Source organism: Rhodanobacter sp. DHG33 (assembly GCF_014843005.1).
Classification (GTDB): Bacteria; Pseudomonadota; Gammaproteobacteria; order Xanthomonadales; family Rhodanobacteraceae; genus Rhodanobacter_A.
Map to the genome: position 1 here is coordinate 319,736 of NZ_JACYXM010000002.1, position 15,018 is coordinate 334,753.

Annotated in this window: 13 protein-coding genes, 2 tRNA genes and 1 other RNA gene; 14 read left to right on the top strand and 2 right to left on the bottom strand. The window is 67.0% G+C overall.

Translation table 11 applies throughout. The features are described from left to right. The first annotated feature begins 12 nt into the window (after positions 1-12). The 4 genes from purF to IHE46_RS04370 all read left to right on the top strand — a co-directional run bounded on the left by purF (position 13) and on the right by IHE46_RS04370 (position 3,876). Positions 13-1,488 carry an amidophosphoribosyltransferase gene (gene purF / locus IHE46_RS04355; protein ID WP_192163403.1) on the top strand — a complete coding sequence of 492 codons (1,476 nt, stop codon included), beginning with the start codon at positions 13-15 and terminating at the stop codon, positions 1,486-1,488. A 65-nt stretch (positions 1,489-1,553) separates the two neighbouring features. After that, positions 1,554-2,363, top strand: a complete 810-nt coding sequence (locus IHE46_RS04360) for a ferritin-like domain-containing protein (RefSeq protein WP_192163404.1) — start codon at positions 1,554-1,556, stop codon at positions 2,361-2,363. Positions 2,364-2,532: 169 nt separating this feature from the next. Then, a complete protein-coding gene (locus IHE46_RS04365) occupies positions 2,533-2,928 on the top strand; it encodes a carboxypeptidase-like regulatory domain-containing protein (protein WP_192163405.1) in 396 nt (131 codons plus the stop codon). Between the two features lie 426 nt (positions 2,929-3,354). Continuing rightward, a complete protein-coding gene (locus tag IHE46_RS04370; protein ID WP_192163406.1) occupies positions 3,355-3,876 on the top strand; it encodes a DUF3887 domain-containing protein in 522 nt (173 codons plus the stop codon). Positions 3,877-3,997: 121 nt separating this feature from the next. Here the strand turns inward: IHE46_RS04370 and IHE46_RS04375 are convergent. Beyond that, a tRNA-Pro gene (locus IHE46_RS04375) sits at positions 3,998-4,074 on the bottom strand. Between the two features lie 167 nt (positions 4,075-4,241). Between IHE46_RS04375 and hisS the strand changes: the two genes are divergently transcribed. From hisS to IHE46_RS04400, 5 genes are all read left to right on the top strand, one after another. Next, positions 4,242-5,615 carry a histidine--tRNA ligase gene (hisS, locus tag IHE46_RS04380; protein ID WP_192163407.1) on the top strand — a complete coding sequence of 458 codons (1,374 nt, stop codon included), beginning with the start codon at positions 4,242-4,244 and terminating at the stop codon, positions 5,613-5,615. Between the two features lie 60 nt (positions 5,616-5,675). After that, on the top strand, positions 5,676-7,577 hold the full coding sequence (locus tag IHE46_RS04385) for an aromatic amino acid ammonia-lyase (RefSeq protein ID WP_343229985.1): 1,902 nt from the start codon (positions 5,676-5,678) through the stop codon (positions 7,575-7,577). 15 nt (positions 7,578-7,592) lie between these two features. Then, positions 7,593-7,994, top strand: coding sequence for a DUF6165 family protein (locus tag IHE46_RS04390; RefSeq protein ID WP_192163409.1), 402 nt, complete (start codon positions 7,593-7,595; stop codon positions 7,992-7,994). Between the two features lie 273 nt (positions 7,995-8,267). Continuing rightward, positions 8,268-10,697 carry a GH92 family glycosyl hydrolase gene (locus tag IHE46_RS04395; RefSeq protein ID WP_192163410.1) on the top strand — a complete coding sequence of 810 codons (2,430 nt, stop codon included), beginning with the start codon at positions 8,268-8,270 and terminating at the stop codon, positions 10,695-10,697. 31 nt (positions 10,698-10,728) lie between these two features. Next, positions 10,729-11,472: a DUF1080 domain-containing protein gene (locus IHE46_RS04400; RefSeq protein ID WP_225562794.1), complete on the top strand. Its 744-nt coding sequence runs from the start codon at positions 10,729-10,731 to the stop codon at positions 11,470-11,472. 13 nt (positions 11,473-11,485) lie between these two features. Here the strand turns inward: IHE46_RS04400 and IHE46_RS04405 are convergent, their stop codons facing one another. After that, positions 11,486-12,529, bottom strand: a complete 1,044-nt coding sequence (locus IHE46_RS04405; RefSeq protein ID WP_192163412.1) for a glycosyltransferase family 9 protein — start codon at positions 12,527-12,529, stop codon at positions 11,486-11,488. 39 nt (positions 12,530-12,568) lie between these two features. On the opposite strand from IHE46_RS04405, the gene IHE46_RS04410 reads away from it, so the two are divergent. From IHE46_RS04410 to ffs, 5 genes are all read left to right on the top strand, one after another. After that, positions 12,569-13,294: a 3-deoxy-D-manno-octulosonic acid kinase gene (locus IHE46_RS04410; RefSeq protein ID WP_192163413.1), complete on the top strand. Its 726-nt coding sequence runs from the start codon at positions 12,569-12,571 to the stop codon at positions 13,292-13,294. After that, on the top strand, positions 13,291-14,049 hold the full coding sequence (locus tag IHE46_RS04415; protein ID WP_192163414.1) for an MBL fold metallo-hydrolase: 759 nt from the start codon (positions 13,291-13,293) through the stop codon (positions 14,047-14,049). The genes IHE46_RS04410 and IHE46_RS04415 overlap by 4 nt, the downstream gene beginning before the upstream one ends. Before the next feature lie 25 nt (positions 14,050-14,074). Beyond that, positions 14,075-14,578 carry a DinB family protein gene (locus IHE46_RS04420; RefSeq protein WP_192163415.1) on the top strand — a complete coding sequence of 168 codons (504 nt, stop codon included), beginning with the start codon at positions 14,075-14,077 and terminating at the stop codon, positions 14,576-14,578. Positions 14,579-14,678: 100 nt separating this feature from the next. Further along, a tRNA-Ser gene (locus tag IHE46_RS04425) sits at positions 14,679-14,771 on the top strand. A gap of 68 nt (positions 14,772-14,839) precedes the next feature. Then, an RNA gene (ffs, locus tag IHE46_RS04430) (signal recognition particle sRNA small type) lies at positions 14,840-14,936 on the top strand. Positions 14,937-15,018: the final 82 nt, after the last annotated feature.

Sequence of the window (15,018 nt, forward strand, 5' to 3'; positions counted from 1 at the left end):
AGGCCATCCATCATGTGCGGAATCATCGGCATCGTCGGTACCACCGAAGTGGCATCGGCGCTTTATGACGGCCTCACGGTGCTGCAGCACCGCGGTCAGGACGCAGCCGGCATCGCCACGGTGGACGGCGCGCGGCTTCGCCTGCACAAGGGCAACGGCCTGGTGCGCGACGTGTTCAACCAGGCGGCGATGAGCCGGTTGCGCGGGCGCATCGGCATCGGCCACTGCCGTTATCCCACTGCGGGTTCGGAAGGCGCCGAGGAGGCCCAGCCGTTCTACGTCAACTCGCCTTACGGCATTGCCTTCGCGCACAACGGCAATCTGGTGAACACCGAGACGCTGCGCAAGGAGATGTTCGAGGACGACCGCCGCCACATCAATACCGATTCGGACTCCGAGGTGCTGCTGAACGTGCTGGCGCACGAGCTGCAGATCCAGGAGCGCATGGCGCTGACGCCCGACCATATCTTCAAGGCCGTGGCCGGCGTGCACGAGCGCGCGCGCGGCGGCTATGCCTGCATCGCGCTGGTGCTGGGCTACGGCCTGCTGGCGTTCCGCGATCCCAACGGCATCCGTCCGCTGGTGCTGGGCGAGCGCGTCACGGGCGAAGGCCGCGAGTACGCCGTGGCTTCGGAATCGGTGGCGCTGGACGTGCTGGGCTTCAAGCGCCTGCGCGACGTGGCGCCGGGCGAGGCGGTGTTCATCACCGACGACGGCCAGCTCTTCGCGCGTCACTGCGCGGAAAGCGTGGTGCATGCGCCGTGCATCTTCGAATACGTGTACCTCGCGCGTCCCGATTCGATGATCGAGAACGTCTCGGTGTACAAGGCGCGCCTGCGCATGGGCCAGAAACTGGCCGAGAAGATCCTGCGCGAACGGCCCGACCACGGCATCGACGCGGTGATTCCGATCCCCGACACCGCGCGCACCGCGGCCAGCGCGCTGGCCGAAGCGCTGGGCGTGCCGTTCCGCGAGGGCTTCGTGAAGAACCGCTACGTGGGCCGCACCTTCATCATGCCAGGGCAGGGCGACCGCGTGAAATCGGTGCGCCGCAAGCTCAATCCGGTGGAGCTGGAGTTCCGCAAGAAGAACGTGCTGCTGGTGGACGATTCCATCGTGCGCGGCACCACGTCGAAACAGATCATCCAGATGGCGCGCGATGCCGGTGCGAAGAACGTGTTCTTCGCCTCCGCCGCGCCGCCGGTGCGCTATCCCAACGTGTACGGCATCGACATGCCCTCGGCCACCGAACTGGTGGCCGCCGGCAAGACCGAACACGAAGTGCAGCAGATGCTCGGCGCCGACTGGCTGATCTATCAGGAGCTGCAGGATCTGGTGTGGGCGGTGCAGGACGGCAACGAATCGCTGAAGCATTTCGATTCCTCCTGCTTCAACGGCGAATACGTCACGGGCCTTGACCGGCATTACCTGGAGCAGATCGAGATGCTGCGCTCGGACGACGCCAAGGCCGCGCGCCGCAGCGCGTGATGCCGCGTTGCTCCCTTTCCCTTCGGTGAGAGGGAGCGTGAGGGCCGGTGCCCGCAAAAGACGTCATGACCAACCTCCACGCCGCCGCCAGGCGCTGCATCGACGCCACCGATCCGGCGGAAAAGCTCCGCCTGAGCCATGCTGCATGGTCGGCCATGCAGTCGGGCGAGTTGCGTCCCGACCGCGCCGCGCCGCTGCCTGAGCCCATCGCTGCCCCCGGTCGCCCCGGCAGGCCGCAACTGGTCAGCGCCAGGCAGGTGCCGCAGCGCGGCCTGGGCAGTGCAGAAGGCCGCGCCGCCCTGGTACACGCAGTGGCGCACATCGAGTTCAACGCGATCAACCTCGCGTGGGACGCCGTCTACCGCTTTCGCGGCATGCCCGACGACTACTACCGCGATTGGGCGAGTTGCGCGCATGACGAAGCGCGCCACTTCGCGCTGCTTTCCGCACGGCTCGCCGAACTCGGCCATGCCTACGGCGACTTCGACGCCCACAACGGCTTGTGGGAAATGGCCGAGAAGACTGCGCATTCCGACACGGCGCGCATGGCCCTGGTGCCGCGGGTGCTGGAAGCGCGCGGGCTCGACGTGACGCCGGGCATGATCGAACGCCTGCGCCATGCCGGCGACGAACGCACCATCGCCGTGCTGGAAGTGATCCTGCGCGAAGAAGTGGCCCACGTTGCCGCGGGCACGCGCTGGTATCGCTGGTGCTGCGAGCGCGACGGCATCGATCCCTTCGAGCATTTCTTCGGCCTGCTGCGCGACTATCTCGGCGTCAGCCTGCGCGGTCCGTTCAATCGCCCCGCGCGGCTGGAGGCGGGCTTTGTCGAGGCCGAGCTGGATAGGCTGACGGCCCTGGCCGTGGCAAGTTGAGGCAGTGGGCCCGTTCCACTTGCGGCGCGTTGCCTTTTATCGCTAGCTTGGGATGCCGCCCGGGATGAACGGGATGCTGGCATGGTCCAGCGGGCGGTGACAGGGGGAGCTGCCTTATCGACATGGTGGGCAGTATTCCCATTCCAGAGGGATATCTAAGGAGGGGAACATGACGATCATTGGACGCGCAGGCCGCCGCTTGCGTGCGATTCGCAGCGGACGCATGGCGTTCCGCCTGGCATCGATTGCGGGCTTGGCGATAGCAGGCGGTATGTTGTCGCTGCCTGCGGGAGCGCAAAGCACCACGGCACACATCTTCGGCCAGGCGCCTGCCGGCGAAACCGTTGTCGCGCAAAGCAACAACGGCTTCCATCGCCACGCCACCGTCGATGCCGATGGGCATTACAACCTGTTCAATCTGTCTTTGTCGGTTTACACGGTGTCCTTGCTGAAGGATGGCAAGGCCGTCGATACGCGCACCAACATTCCGCTGACGGCGGGGCGTGGCGCGGAAGTGGATTTCGCTTGCCCGAACGATCACTGCGCTGCGGCATCGGGTAGTTGATGCGTTCGTTCTGCAGGGTCGATGACCGCTGCTTTCAGGAAGCGAAAACGGCCGCCCATGAGGCGGCCGTTTTCGTTGAACCCTTGGGCGGGAGGCAAGAAACGCGGTGGCCAAATCTACGATGCAGAATGGCAGGGGCAATGCGCGTTCAGACGAGCTAGCTGCGAATGGTCACGCCGCCGCGTCTATTGAGAGACGAAACTGCAGCCTATTTTGAACACCGGATGCTCATGTTGCTGAATATTCGCCGGCACCCGGTTTGACAGCAGCATCCCGGCTCACGAGGATGGGTTGGCGTCGCGCAGACGGCGCTCCCTCCGCGACGGCCCTGGCCATTTCATTGCAGGCACCGCGCCTCGGTCTGATGTCTTCCCCTTGACTGAATCGCTTGCCGTCGCGCTTCCATCCCCACGAGGAGGAGACGACATGAAACAGGCCATTACTTTCATTCTTCCGGCCATGCTGTTGGCCTTCAGCGGCGTGCAGGCCCAGATGGTGCCTGCGCAGCAATCTCCGCCGCAGCAGCCGCAACAGATGCCGCAGCAGCAACCGCAGCCAGAGCCGCAGCAACAACAACCGCAGACGATGCCGCAGTCGGGGCCGGCATCGGCCGAGCAGACGACGAGCTGCGGCAACGTGGCGAACAAGGCGATCACGGCCATGAATCAGGGCGACTTCAAGGGGGCGACGAAATCGTTCGACCCCGAGCACAAGCCCGACAGCGACAAGTTGCAGCAGGCCTGGGGTTCGCTGACGAAGCAGTACGGCAACGCCAAGTCGGTCGGCGGCGCGGCCAAGGGCCAGATGATGCAGGGCTATACCGTCGTGCTGGTTCCGATGCAGTTCGACAAGGGGCAGGTGGGGGCCGAGGCTGCCTGCAGCGCGAACGGGCAGCTGGAGATGCTGCGTTTCGGCCTCATGCCGAATGCCGCGGCTTCGAAGACTTGAGGGGATGCTGCCCCGCGATCTGATTCGAGCGTGTTAGCACGTGCGAGGTCCTGGAAAGCAAAAAGCCGCCCGAAAGGGCGGCTTTTCTGTTCCGGAGGCCGATGGACTCGGGAATTTGTACTGGTCGGGGAGACAGGATTTGAACCTGCGACTTCTACGTCCCGAACGTAGCGCTCTACCAGGCTGAGCTACACCCCGTGGGAGCCGCGTATCTTAATGACGGCGGGAAAGCTTGGCAACAGTTTCCGCATCCGGCGCAAAGCCGGGGCGGCGGCTGCGGCCGATGGATGGCCATCTGTTAATCTTGAAGGCTGCCGCGTGTCGGTTCGACCGATGGCCTGTTCTCCCCGTCCACAGAGGTTTTCATGGCGCTTACCCCGGCCCGCACCATGCCTGGCGTGCTCGAGCTGCTGCCGCTCGACCAGGTCGCGTTCCAGCGCATGCTCGATACCATCCGCCGCAACTACGAGCGCTTCGGTTTCCTGCCGGTGGAAACGCCGGCGATCGAATACGCCGACGTGCTGCTGACCAAGACCGGCGGCGAGACCGAGCGGCAGGTGTATTTCGTGCAGTCGACCGGTTCGCTGGAGCAGGGAGAGAAGCCCGAGCTGGCGCTGCGCTTCGACCTCACCGTGCCGCTGGCGCGCTACGTGGCCGAGCACGAGCGCGACCTGAGCTTCCCGTTCCGCCGCTACCAGATGCAGCGCGTGTACCGCGGCGAGCGCGCGCAGCGCGGCCGCTTCCGCGAGTTCTACCAGTGCGACATCGACGTGATCGGCAAGGACAGCCTGTCGATCCGCTACGACGCCGAACTACCGGCGGTGATCTACAGCGTGTTCCGCGAACTGGCCATCGGCCCGTTCACCATCCAGCTCAACAACCGCAAGCTGATGCGCGGCTATTTCGAGAGCCTGGGCGTGGCCGATGCCGAGCAGCAGATGCTGGTGCTGCGCGAAGTGGACAAGCTGGACAAGCGCGGCGCCGACTACGTGCGCGATACGCTCACCGGCGAGGGTTTCGGCCTTGCGCCGGAGGCGGTGGAGAAGATCCTCGCCTTCGTGCAGGTGCGCTCCACCTCGCTGCAGGATGCTTTCGACCGGCTCGACGCGCTGGGCGCCGGTCCCGAGGCGCTGGAGCAGGGCCGTGCGGAACTGAAGGAAGTGCTGGGCCTGATCCATGCGCTCGGCGTGCCGGAGACGCATTACGCGCTCAACCTGTCGATCGCGCGCGGCCTCGACTACTACACCGGCACGGTCTACGAGACCACGCTCAACGAGCATCCGCAGATCGGCTCGATCTGCTCTGGCGGCCGCTACGAGAACCTTGCCGGCCAGTACACCAAGTCGCACCTGCCCGGTGTGGGCATCTCCATCGGCCTCAGCCGCCTGTACTGGCAGTTGCGCGAAGCCGGCCTCGTCGCCACGGCGCAGAGCACGGTGGACGTGTTGGTCACGCAGATGGACGAGGCGCAGTTGCCGGCCTATCTCGCGCTGGCCGGCGAACTGCGCGCCGCCGGCATCGCCACCGAGGCGGTGCTGGAAGCCGGCAAGCTGGGCAAGCAGTTCAAGTACGCCGACCGCGCCGGCATCCGCTTCGCCGTGGTGCTGGGCGAGGATGAGCTGGCCAAGGGCGTGGTGACGGTGAAGGACCTGCGCCGCGGCGACCAGTTCGAAGTGGCGCGCGCCGAACTGGTCAAGACGTTGCGGGTGGAGCTGGAGCAGGCCGCGGCGATGGGCTGATGTCCGTCGCCGTCGCATCCCGGAATGCGGCAGTCATTGCATGAACCTGTTGGAGCATTTGTGAGCAAAACCATTCTTCTCGACGGCAGCAGCCTCTCACGGGCGCAGCTGGTGGCCGTGGCACGCGACGGCGCCAAGGTGGCGCTGGACGCGAAACAGCTGGCGCGCGTGCAGCGCGCGGCGGACTTCCTTGCCGACAAGGTCAATTGCGGCGAACCGACCTATGGCGTCACCACCGGCTTCGGCAGCAATGCCGACAAGCTGCTGGGTGCGCACCGCGTGCGCGACGAGCTGCCGGGCAGCCGCACCGAGGTACCGGAAGGCACGCTGCTGGAAGAGCTGCAGCACAACCTCATCACCACCCACGCGGTGTGCGTGGGCAAGCCGTTCGGCGCGGACGTGGTGCGCGCGATGCTCGCCATCCGCATCAACACCCTGATGCGCGGGCATTCCGGCATCCGCGTGTCCACGCTGGAAGCGCTGGCCGCCATGCTCAATGCGGGCGTGGTGCCGGTGGTGCCGGGGAAGGGCTCGGTGGGCGCCAGCGGCGACCTCGCGCCGCTCTCGCACCTGGCTATCGTGCTGCTGGGCGGCGGCGAAGCGTTCTACGAAGGCGAGCGTCTGCCGGGCGGCGAGGCGCTGAAGCGCGCGGGCCTGGAGCCCGTGCGCCTGTCGTTCAAGGAAGGCTTGGCGCTCAACAACGGTACTGCGCAGATGCTGGCCACCGGCACGCTGGCGCTGCACGACCTGGAACGCCTGCTCGATGCCGCCGATCTCGCCGCGGCGATGACGCTGGACGCCTTCGCCGGCCGCAGCGGCGCGCTGCGGCCCGAAGTGCACGAGCTGCGTCCGCATCCGGGGCAGGTCGCGGTAGCCGCGCATGTGCGCGAAGTGCTGCAGGGCTCGACCCTGGTCGACATCCCCTACCACCTCGTGCCGCGCTTCAAGCCGTGGACGGTCGAGGCATGGAGCGAGCCGGACGACCAGGCGCTCAGCTTCGACATCGGCTGGGACTGGGTGCCGACCAACCAGCGCCATGGCCGCGAGGCGTTCTACGCGCGCTTCCTGCCGTTCAAGGGCGGCAAGAAACATCAGCCGCAGGACGCCTACTGCCTGCGCTGCATGCCGCAGGTGCACGGTGCGGTGCGCGACGCGTGGGCGCAGGCCTGCCGCGTGTTCGACATCGAATTGAACGCGGTCACCGACAACCCGCTGATCTTCCCCGATGCCGAAGGCGCCCGTTTCATCGAGGAGCAGGTGATTTCCGCCGGCCACTTCCACGGCATGCCGCTGGCGCTGGCGATGAGCTACGTGAAGGCGGCGATCCCGGTGCTGGCCTCGATCTCCGAGCGCCGCCTCAACAAGCTGGTCGATCCGGCCACCAACGACGGCCTGCCGGCCTTCCTCAGCGGCAACGAGGACGGCACCGACTCCGGCTTCATGATCGTGCAGTACACCGCCGCGGCGCTGGTCAACGACCTCGCCACCCGCGCGCATCCGGCCAGCGTGTATTCGGTGCCGACCAGCGCGAACGCCGAGGACCATGTCTCGATGGGCGCCAACGAGGCGCGCCACGTGCTGGAGATGATCGAAGACCTCGGCCACGTGATCGCGCTGGAGCTGTATACCGCCGCGCAGGCACTGGACTATCGCCAGGAAATGCTCAACGCCGCGCGCCGCCTCGCCCAGCGCGGCGGCTGGCAGGCGCTGGCGGCCAAGGTGTCCAACGCGCCGCGCGAAGGCCAGCCGCACCACGAGCAGTTCGTCGCCGAGGCGCGCCAGCTGGCCGAGGCGCTGGCCGCCAGCAGCGATTTCCACGCCGGCACCGACGTGCGCCGTGCCCACGCCACGCTGCGCAAGAGCATCGCCTTCCTGCACCGCGACCGCGCGCTGGACGGCGACGTGCGCACCATCTGCGAACTCGTGCGCCAGGGTGTCTTCCACCCCGCGCATGCGGCCTGACCCTAGGAGTTACCCATGAGCCTGATCCAGACCCCGGTGTCCTACGGCGAGCTGATCGACAAGATCACCATTCTCGAAATCAAGTCGCAACGCATCGGCGATCCCGCCAAGCTGGCCAACGTGCGCACCGAGCTCGATCTGCTCAATGCGACGTGGATGTCGCACCCCGCCTCGAAGACCGACATCCGCGACGAACGCGCACGCCTGCTCGCGGTGAACGAAGCGCTGTGGGTGATCGAAGACGATATCCGCCTCAAGGAAAAGGCGCAGGCCTTCGATGCCGAGTTCATCGAACTGGCGCGCTCGGTGTATTTCAGGAACGACGAGCGCGCGGCGGTGAAGCGCGAGATCAACGTGAAGCTCGGCTCGCAGCTGGTCGAAGAGAAGTCGTACCAGGACTACCGCGCCGGCGCCTGAAGCAGTGCCAATGCGCGGCTGAGCCGTGTCGCACCCATAAGCATCCCACGCCCATGTTTCTGCACGATCCGGAAGACCGGATCGTGCAGGCGGCGGATCGTGTCTCGGATGCCGCTCGCCGGCGCCTGTGTCCGGAAACCGCGATGCACCCTTGCCGGTGCGTCCTCCGCGATGCTGCTCTGCAACTGGATTCCCGGCAGGCCCTGGGATAGATTCCGGTCTTTCTTTAGATCGATCTAAAGTCCAGTCATCGCCTCGAGGGGACGCTAATCCATGTCCAAGCGCAAGCGGAACGGCACCAAGCCGAAACTTTTCCTTCTTGCATGCCTGCTCGTACCGGGCCTGCTTGCGATGACGGCGGCTTGCGCCGTGGCGACGGATACGTCGCCTGCCGATGCGGTCAATCCCCTGATCGGCAGCAGCAACGGCGGCAATACCTATCCCGGCGCCGTCATGCCGTTCGGCATGCTGCAGTGGAGTCCGGAGAACACGCGCGGACATCACACGCGCACGGCCTCGCCCAGCGGCTATCAGTTCGATGCGCGGCGCATCCGCGGCTTCAGCCTCACCCATCTCTCGGGGGCGGGTTGCGCGGGGGCGAGCGGCGACATCCCCGTTATGCCGATCACCGAGCCAGTCACGGCGTCCCCTTCGGCGGATGCCGACGACACGCGTTACGCCGTCGACTTCCGCCACGATGACGAGCAGGCGACGCCGGGCGACTACCGGCTGGCGCTGGCCAATGGCGTGCGACTGGAACTGGCTGCGGCCATGCACAGCGGCATCGCGAACTTCATCTTTCCCGTGGGGAAGGCGGCGAACCTGCTGGTCCGCACTTCGGATTCGGAAGTGGGCAGCAGTGCGGCCGAGGCGCAGGTCGATTCGGCGCAGCAGACGATCAGCGGTTCGGTCACCAGCGGCAATTTCTGCGGCTATCTGGCCAAGGCCGACCAGCGCAGCTACTACACGCTCTATTTCGTGGCCCGTTTCGACCAGCCGTTCACCGCGACCGGCGCCTGGCAGGATGCGGCGGTACACGACGGTGCCAGCACTGCGCAGGGCGGCACCGGTTACGACGCGAAGGGCTTTCCGACCGCGGGCAACGGTTCGGGCGTGTGGGTGTCCTTCGATCCGGCCAACGGCCCGGTCGGGATGCGTGTAGGCATCTCCTACGTGAGTCTGGCGAACGCGCGCGCCAACCTCGATGCCGAGATCCCGCAAACCGCCACGCTGGCGCAAGTGCGGGAGCGTGCGCGCGACGCGTGGAACAAGGCACTGGGCCAGATCCAGATCCATGGCGGCAGCGCCGACCAGCGCACAGTGTTCTACACAGCGCTGTACCACAGCCTGCTGCACCCCAACGTGTTCAGTGACGTCGACGGCGAATACCGCGGCTTCGATGGAGCGATCCATCGCGTGCAGGACAGCCAGCAGGCGCAATACGCCAACTTCTCCGGCTGGGACGTCTACCGCTCGCAGCTGCAGCTGGTGACCTGGCTGATGCCGAAGGTGGGCAGCGACATCGCCCAGTCGCTCTACAACCAGGCGCAGCAGAACCAGGGCGAATGGGACCGCTGGACACACAACAGCGGCGGCACCCATGTGATGAGCGGTGATCCCGCGGTTCCCGCGCTCGCGGACATCTATGCCTTCGGCGGAAAGGACTTCGACCTGCGCGGCGCTTACGCCTCGCTGGTACGTGCCGCCACCGTGCCTACCGCGCACGACGCGTCGGACGACGGCTGCAACGTGGAATGCGTGGGCGAGCGGCCATCGCTCGACCAGTGGCTGAAGCTGCACTACATCGCTACCCAGTCGCATGCCTGGGGCGGTGCAGCCGAAACGCTGGAAGACGCGACGGCGGACTTCGCGCTGTCCGAACTCGCCGCTGACGTGGGCGATCGGAAAGGGCAGCGGCGCTTCCGCATGCGTGCCGGCTACTGGCGCAACCTGTTCAATCCCAAGGCCGCGCCCGACGGCGGCTATATCCAGAACCGCAACGCCGACGGCAGCTGGGCCAGCTTCACGCCATCCGCGGACGACGGTTTCGTCGAGGGCAGCGCGGCGGTCTACGTATGGATGGTGCCGTTCGACCTGCACGGCCTGTTCGATGCCATGGGCGGCTACGACAAGGCAACGGCGCGCCTGGACAGCTTCTTCCACGATGACAAAGGGCAGTGGGCCTTCACCAACGCCGGGCCGCTGCATGCGGAATTGAACAACGAGCCGTCGGTGGAGACGCCCTGGCTCTATGATTTCGCCGGCCAGCCGTACAAGACCCAGGCGGCCGTGCGTGCGGTGGTCAACGCACTGTGGAAGAACACGCCCGACGGCATTCCTGGCAACGACGATCTGGGCGAGATGTCGTCCTGGTACGTGTGGTCGGCGCTGGGGTTGTATCCCGAGATTCCCGGCAGCGCGGACCTGGTCGTGGGCAGTCCGCTGTTCGACCATGCCGTCGTCCGCGGCAGCGGTGGCGACGTGGTGATCGATGCGCCGGGTGCTTCGGCCACGATGCCTTACGTGCACGCCCTGGAGGTCGACGGCAAGCCGTACGCGCGCCCGTGGCTGCCGGCGACATTCGTCGCGCACGGCGGCCAGCTGCACTTCTCGCTGCAGGAAATGCCGGACCAGGCCTGGGGCAGCGACCTGCATGCCGCACCGCCATCCTTTCCGCCCGGCGCCGGGCACTCCGGTTCCTGAGCCGGCCGAACTCCACCAGGGAAACCACTCCATGCCCACGAAGCGACACATGCTGTTCATGGCCTCGGCCTGTCTGGCCTGCGGAGCCGCGCACGCGCAGACGCCCAATACGCTCACTCCCCAGGAGAAGGCTCAGGGCTGGCACCTGCTGTTCAACGGCAGCAATCTCGACGGCTGGCATTCCTACCTGCAGAAGGCACCGGGCAGGGACTGGTCGGTCCACGACGGCAGCATCGAGTTGCAGCGCGGACGGAACGGTCGCCCGGAGGATTTCGCCGACCTGGTCACCGCCGGCGAATACGCCAATTTCGACCTGAAGCTGGAATGGCGCATGACACCATGCGCCGACAGCGGCGTGATGTTCTACGTGAACGAGTCGCCGAAGTACGCGCAGCCCTACGAGACCGGGCCGGAGATGCAGATCGCCGATCTGGCCTGCACGAAGCCGGACAGCCGCGTGCTGAACGAGCGCTCGGGCGACCTGTTCGACCTGATCTCCTCGCCGGTGGAATGGGTCGATCAGGCGCCGCAGTGGAATCGCTTCGAGATCATCGCCGACCACGGACACCTGCAGTTCTTCCAGAACGGCCACAAGGTGATCGACACCTGGCTGTGGACGGACGACTGGAAGAAGCTGGTCGCGTCCACCAAGTTCAAGGCATGGCCGGACTTCGGCACGTTCCAGAAGGGACATATTTCATTGCAGGGCACGGAGGACAAGGGCGAGACGCCGATCCGGCTGCAGTTCCGCGACATCAAGCTGCGGGAGTTGTAGGCGGCGCGCGGCTTCAGTCGATCCCGAGGTGGGCACTCACCGCGTCGAAGCGTTCGACCACATCGTCCACGGCGATCAGCTCCATCACGCCGGGCTTCTCGATCTTCGTGCCCCAGGCCAGTTCGCTGGCGGGCTTGCCGAGGAGGGTGCGCGCGGCCTCGTCGTACTTGTCCACGCACCAGCGGCGGTCGGAGTAGGGGCCGGAGCGGTTCGGGTTGCTCGCCGCGTGCAGCCCCAGCACCTTGGTGCCCACCGCGTTCGCCATGTGCATGGGGCCGGAGTCCGGCGTCAGCAGCAGCTGTGCGCGCGAAAGCAGGGCGAGAAGTTTTTTCAGGGTGTCCTTGCCGGTGAGGTCGAGCGGCGCATGCCTGCACGCAGCCAGCACCGCATCCGCCATGGCGCGCTCACCGGCCGAGGGGCCGCCCACCAGCGCCACGCGCCAGCCGCGCGCGGCGGCATGGTCCATCACCGCCGCGTAGCGTTCGGGTAGCCAGTTGCGCAACGCGTGGCTGGAGCTCGGGCTGACCAGCAGGGTAGGGGCGTCGCCAGGCAATTGTTGCTCGGCCCAGGCCTGCGCTTCGTCGGGCAGCGGGATATCCCAGCGCACCGCGCTCTGCTTCAGGCCCAACGGTTCGGCGAAGCTGCCGATGGCGTCCAGCACGTGCTCGCCGGTGCGGGCCGGGATGCGTTCGCGGATCACCAGCCCATGGCCGTCGTGCGAACGCGCGTGGTCGTAGCCGATGCGCCGATCCGCCCCGATGCCCAGGCTCAGCAAGTTGGAACGCAAGGCCACCTGCATCTGCAGCAGCGCGTCGAAGCGCCGGCCGCGCAGCGGCGTCCACACCTCGCGCATGCCGGCCCAGCCTGCCGCCTTGTCGAAGGTGACGAAATCCACGCCGGGCAGATCGCCCACCAGCCTGCGCTCCAGCTTGCCCACGATCCACGTGAGCCGGGTCTGCGGCCACGCCGCCTGCAGCGTGCGGACCAGCGGCACCACGTGGGTGACGTCGCCGATGGCGGAAGTGCGCAGCAGGCAGATGGAATCGAGAGTGGGCATGTAGAATCGCTGGGAGCTGACGAAGACGCACCAGCACCGATGCAAGAACAACTGCGCAAAGAGGCCGATGGCGCGATTCTGTTCGACGCCGAGGCATCGCCACAAGTCGACGCCGACTGGTTCGTGCCGGAATACTGGCGCGGACGCGGTGCATTGCGCTCGCAGACGGGGGGGCGCGGCGGCGTGCAGATCATCGCGACGCCGGCCGGCGAATGCGTGCTGCGGCACTACCGCCGTGGCGGCGTGGTGGCGAAGCTGATGGGCGACCGCTACCTGTGGCGCGGTGCCGATGCCACGCGCTGCTTCGCCGAATTCCGCCTGCTGGCGGAGATCGCGCGGCTGGGTTTGCCGGGGCCGGCGCCGGTGGCGGCGCACTATCGCCGGCATGGTCTGTTCTATCGAGCCGATCTCGTCACCCGGCGCATCGCGGACGCACGGACCTTGGCCGAGTGCCTCGCGGCCGGTCGGCTGGATGCGGAGCTGGCGCGCGAAGTGGGTGCGCTGGTGGCGCGCTTCCACCGCGCGGGCATCTGGCACGCCGACCTCAACGCCCACAACGTGCTGGTGGCGACGGCGGAGCTGTACCTGATCGACTTCGACCGGGGCCGCGTGCGCGAGCCGGCGGAAGCGTGGCGGCTCGCCAACCTCGCGCGGCTGCATCGCTCGCTGGTCAAGCTCGGCGCGGCCGCGCACGGCGAACAAGCGTTCCGCGCGACTGTGTGGACACCCCTCATCGAAGCTTACGAGGCGACCTTCGGCGCATGAACTGGCATCTGCACTTCCTTGGCACGGGCGCGGCGCACGCGGTGGAGCTCGGTTCGTCGGCCGTCGTGCTGGAGCGCGACGGCGAACCGCTGCTGCTGATCGACTGCGGACCGGACACGCTGGATCGCTACCGCGCGGCCTATGGCGATCTGCCCCGCGCGATCTACCTCACGCACACGCACATGGACCACATCGGCGGCATGGAGCGCCTGTTCACCCGCGTGTGGTTCGACGAGGCCACGCGCGGACGCATCCGCATCTTCTGCCATGCCGCCCTGGTGCCATGGCTGCAGGCGCGCGTGGCCGACTACCCCGGCGTGCTTGCCGAGGGCGGCGCTAACTACTGGGAGGCGTTCCGCCTTGTGCCGTGCACGCGCGGCTTCTGGCTGGACGGCTCGTGGTTCGACGTGTTCGCCACGCGCCACCATCGCCCCGACACCTCGTTCGGTCTGGCGCTGGCGGGCAGCTTCGCCTACACCGGCGACACGCGGCCGATCCCCGAGGCCCTCGAACGGTATGCGGGCCGGGGAGAGCTGATCGCGCACGACTGCGGCCTGCACGGCAACCCGTCGCACACCGGCATCGACGATATCGAGCGCGAGTACCCGCCGGCATGGCGCGCGCGCCTGCGGCTGTATCACTACGGCAGCGTTGCCGATGGCGACGCCCTGGCCGGGCGCGGTTATCTCGTCGCGCGGCCGGGCGAGCGCATCGCGCTGCCGGCGCCGCTGCCGACGCACCCGGACGCCGGTTGATCCGATCCACCCGAGGAAGCGCGCCATGCCGCTGGACCATCTGCACAAAATGCTGCGCTACCGAGCCTGGGCCGATCGCCTCACCTACGAAGCCGTGGCGGGGTTGCCGGAGGGTGCGGCGACTGTGTCGCGCGCCACCATCTTCGGCAACATGCTGCGCACGCTCAGCCATACCTGGGTGGTGGACGATATCTTCCGGGCGCACCTGCAAGGACAGCCGCACGGCTACACCAGCCGCAACACACCCGAGCCGTTGCCGTTCGACGAACTGTGGCGCCGGCAGCAGGCAATGAATGCGTGGTACACCGAATACACGCACGGGCTGACGCCGGAACAGGCCGCCGAAGCGGTGACGTTCGAATTCGTCGGCGGGGGAGCGGGGCGGATGAGCAGGGAAGAGATCGTCCTGCACGTGGTCAACCATGCCACGTACCACCGGGGTTTCGTGGCCGACATGTTCTACCAGGTACCCGCCAAGCCGCCCACGACAGACCTGCCGGTTTTCCTGCGCGACGTGCCGCCGGAGTGAGCCGGATCGCGCGCCGCCGTCTTGTCTGGGTGGCCCATGCCCGTTATCCTTCCGCTTCTTTGCCGGGGACTAGCGTGTCCGGCAAGGGGTTCACCTTTGCGGAGAGGTGTCCGAGTGGTTGAAGGAGCACGCCTGGAAAGTGTGTATACGGCTTATCCCCGTATCGCGGGTTCGAATCCCGCCCTCTCCGCCAATTGATCGAAAGGTGCGACGGTCTCGGCCGGCGCGCAGGGCTTGAAAGCCCAACGTCCATGGTGGCCCCGTCGGTCCCCCCGCGACGATAGTCCGCAAACCCCGCCAGGTCCGGAAGGAAGCAACGGTAGTGGATGATTCGGGTGCCGGGGTGTGGCTGGCGGGGCCGCCGCCATTTGGAGCCGGCCTTTCCAAAAGACTCGCGTCGAGAGCCCCGTGCCATCCGCTTGCCGATGGCCGGCAAAAGC

Excerpts from the sequence above, each read along its gene's own strand:
- IHE46_RS04365 (WP_192163405.1), top strand. The coding sequence starts at position 2,533 with ATGACGATCATTGGACGCGCAGGCCGCCGCTTGCGTGCGATTCGCAGC.
- IHE46_RS04360 (WP_192163404.1), top strand. The coding sequence starts at position 1,554 with ATGACCAACCTCCACGCCGCCGCCAGGCGCTGCATCGACGCCACCGAT.
- IHE46_RS04415 (WP_192163414.1), top strand. The coding sequence starts at position 13,291 with ATGAACTGGCATCTGCACTTCCTTGGCACGGGCGCGGCGCACGCGGTG.
- IHE46_RS04420 (WP_192163415.1), top strand. The coding sequence starts at position 14,075 with ATGCCGCTGGACCATCTGCACAAAATGCTGCGCTACCGAGCCTGGGCC.
- IHE46_RS04395 (WP_192163410.1), top strand. The coding sequence starts at position 8,268 with ATGTCCAAGCGCAAGCGGAACGGCACCAAGCCGAAACTTTTCCTTCTT.
- IHE46_RS04405 (WP_192163412.1), bottom strand. The coding sequence starts at position 12,529 with ATGCCCACTCTCGATTCCATCTGCCTGCTGCGCACTTCCGCCATCGGC.
- hisS (WP_192163407.1), top strand. The coding sequence starts at position 4,242 with ATGGCGCTTACCCCGGCCCGCACCATGCCTGGCGTGCTCGAGCTGCTG.
- IHE46_RS04390 (WP_192163409.1), top strand. The coding sequence starts at position 7,593 with ATGAGCCTGATCCAGACCCCGGTGTCCTACGGCGAGCTGATCGACAAG.
- IHE46_RS04370 (WP_192163406.1), top strand. The coding sequence starts at position 3,355 with ATGAAACAGGCCATTACTTTCATTCTTCCGGCCATGCTGTTGGCCTTC.
- IHE46_RS04400 (WP_225562794.1), top strand. The coding sequence starts at position 10,729 with ATGCCCACGAAGCGACACATGCTGTTCATGGCCTCGGCCTGTCTGGCC.
- IHE46_RS04410 (WP_192163413.1), top strand. The coding sequence starts at position 12,569 with ATGCAAGAACAACTGCGCAAAGAGGCCGATGGCGCGATTCTGTTCGAC.
- purF (WP_192163403.1), top strand. The coding sequence starts at position 13 with ATGTGCGGAATCATCGGCATCGTCGGTACCACCGAAGTGGCATCGGCG.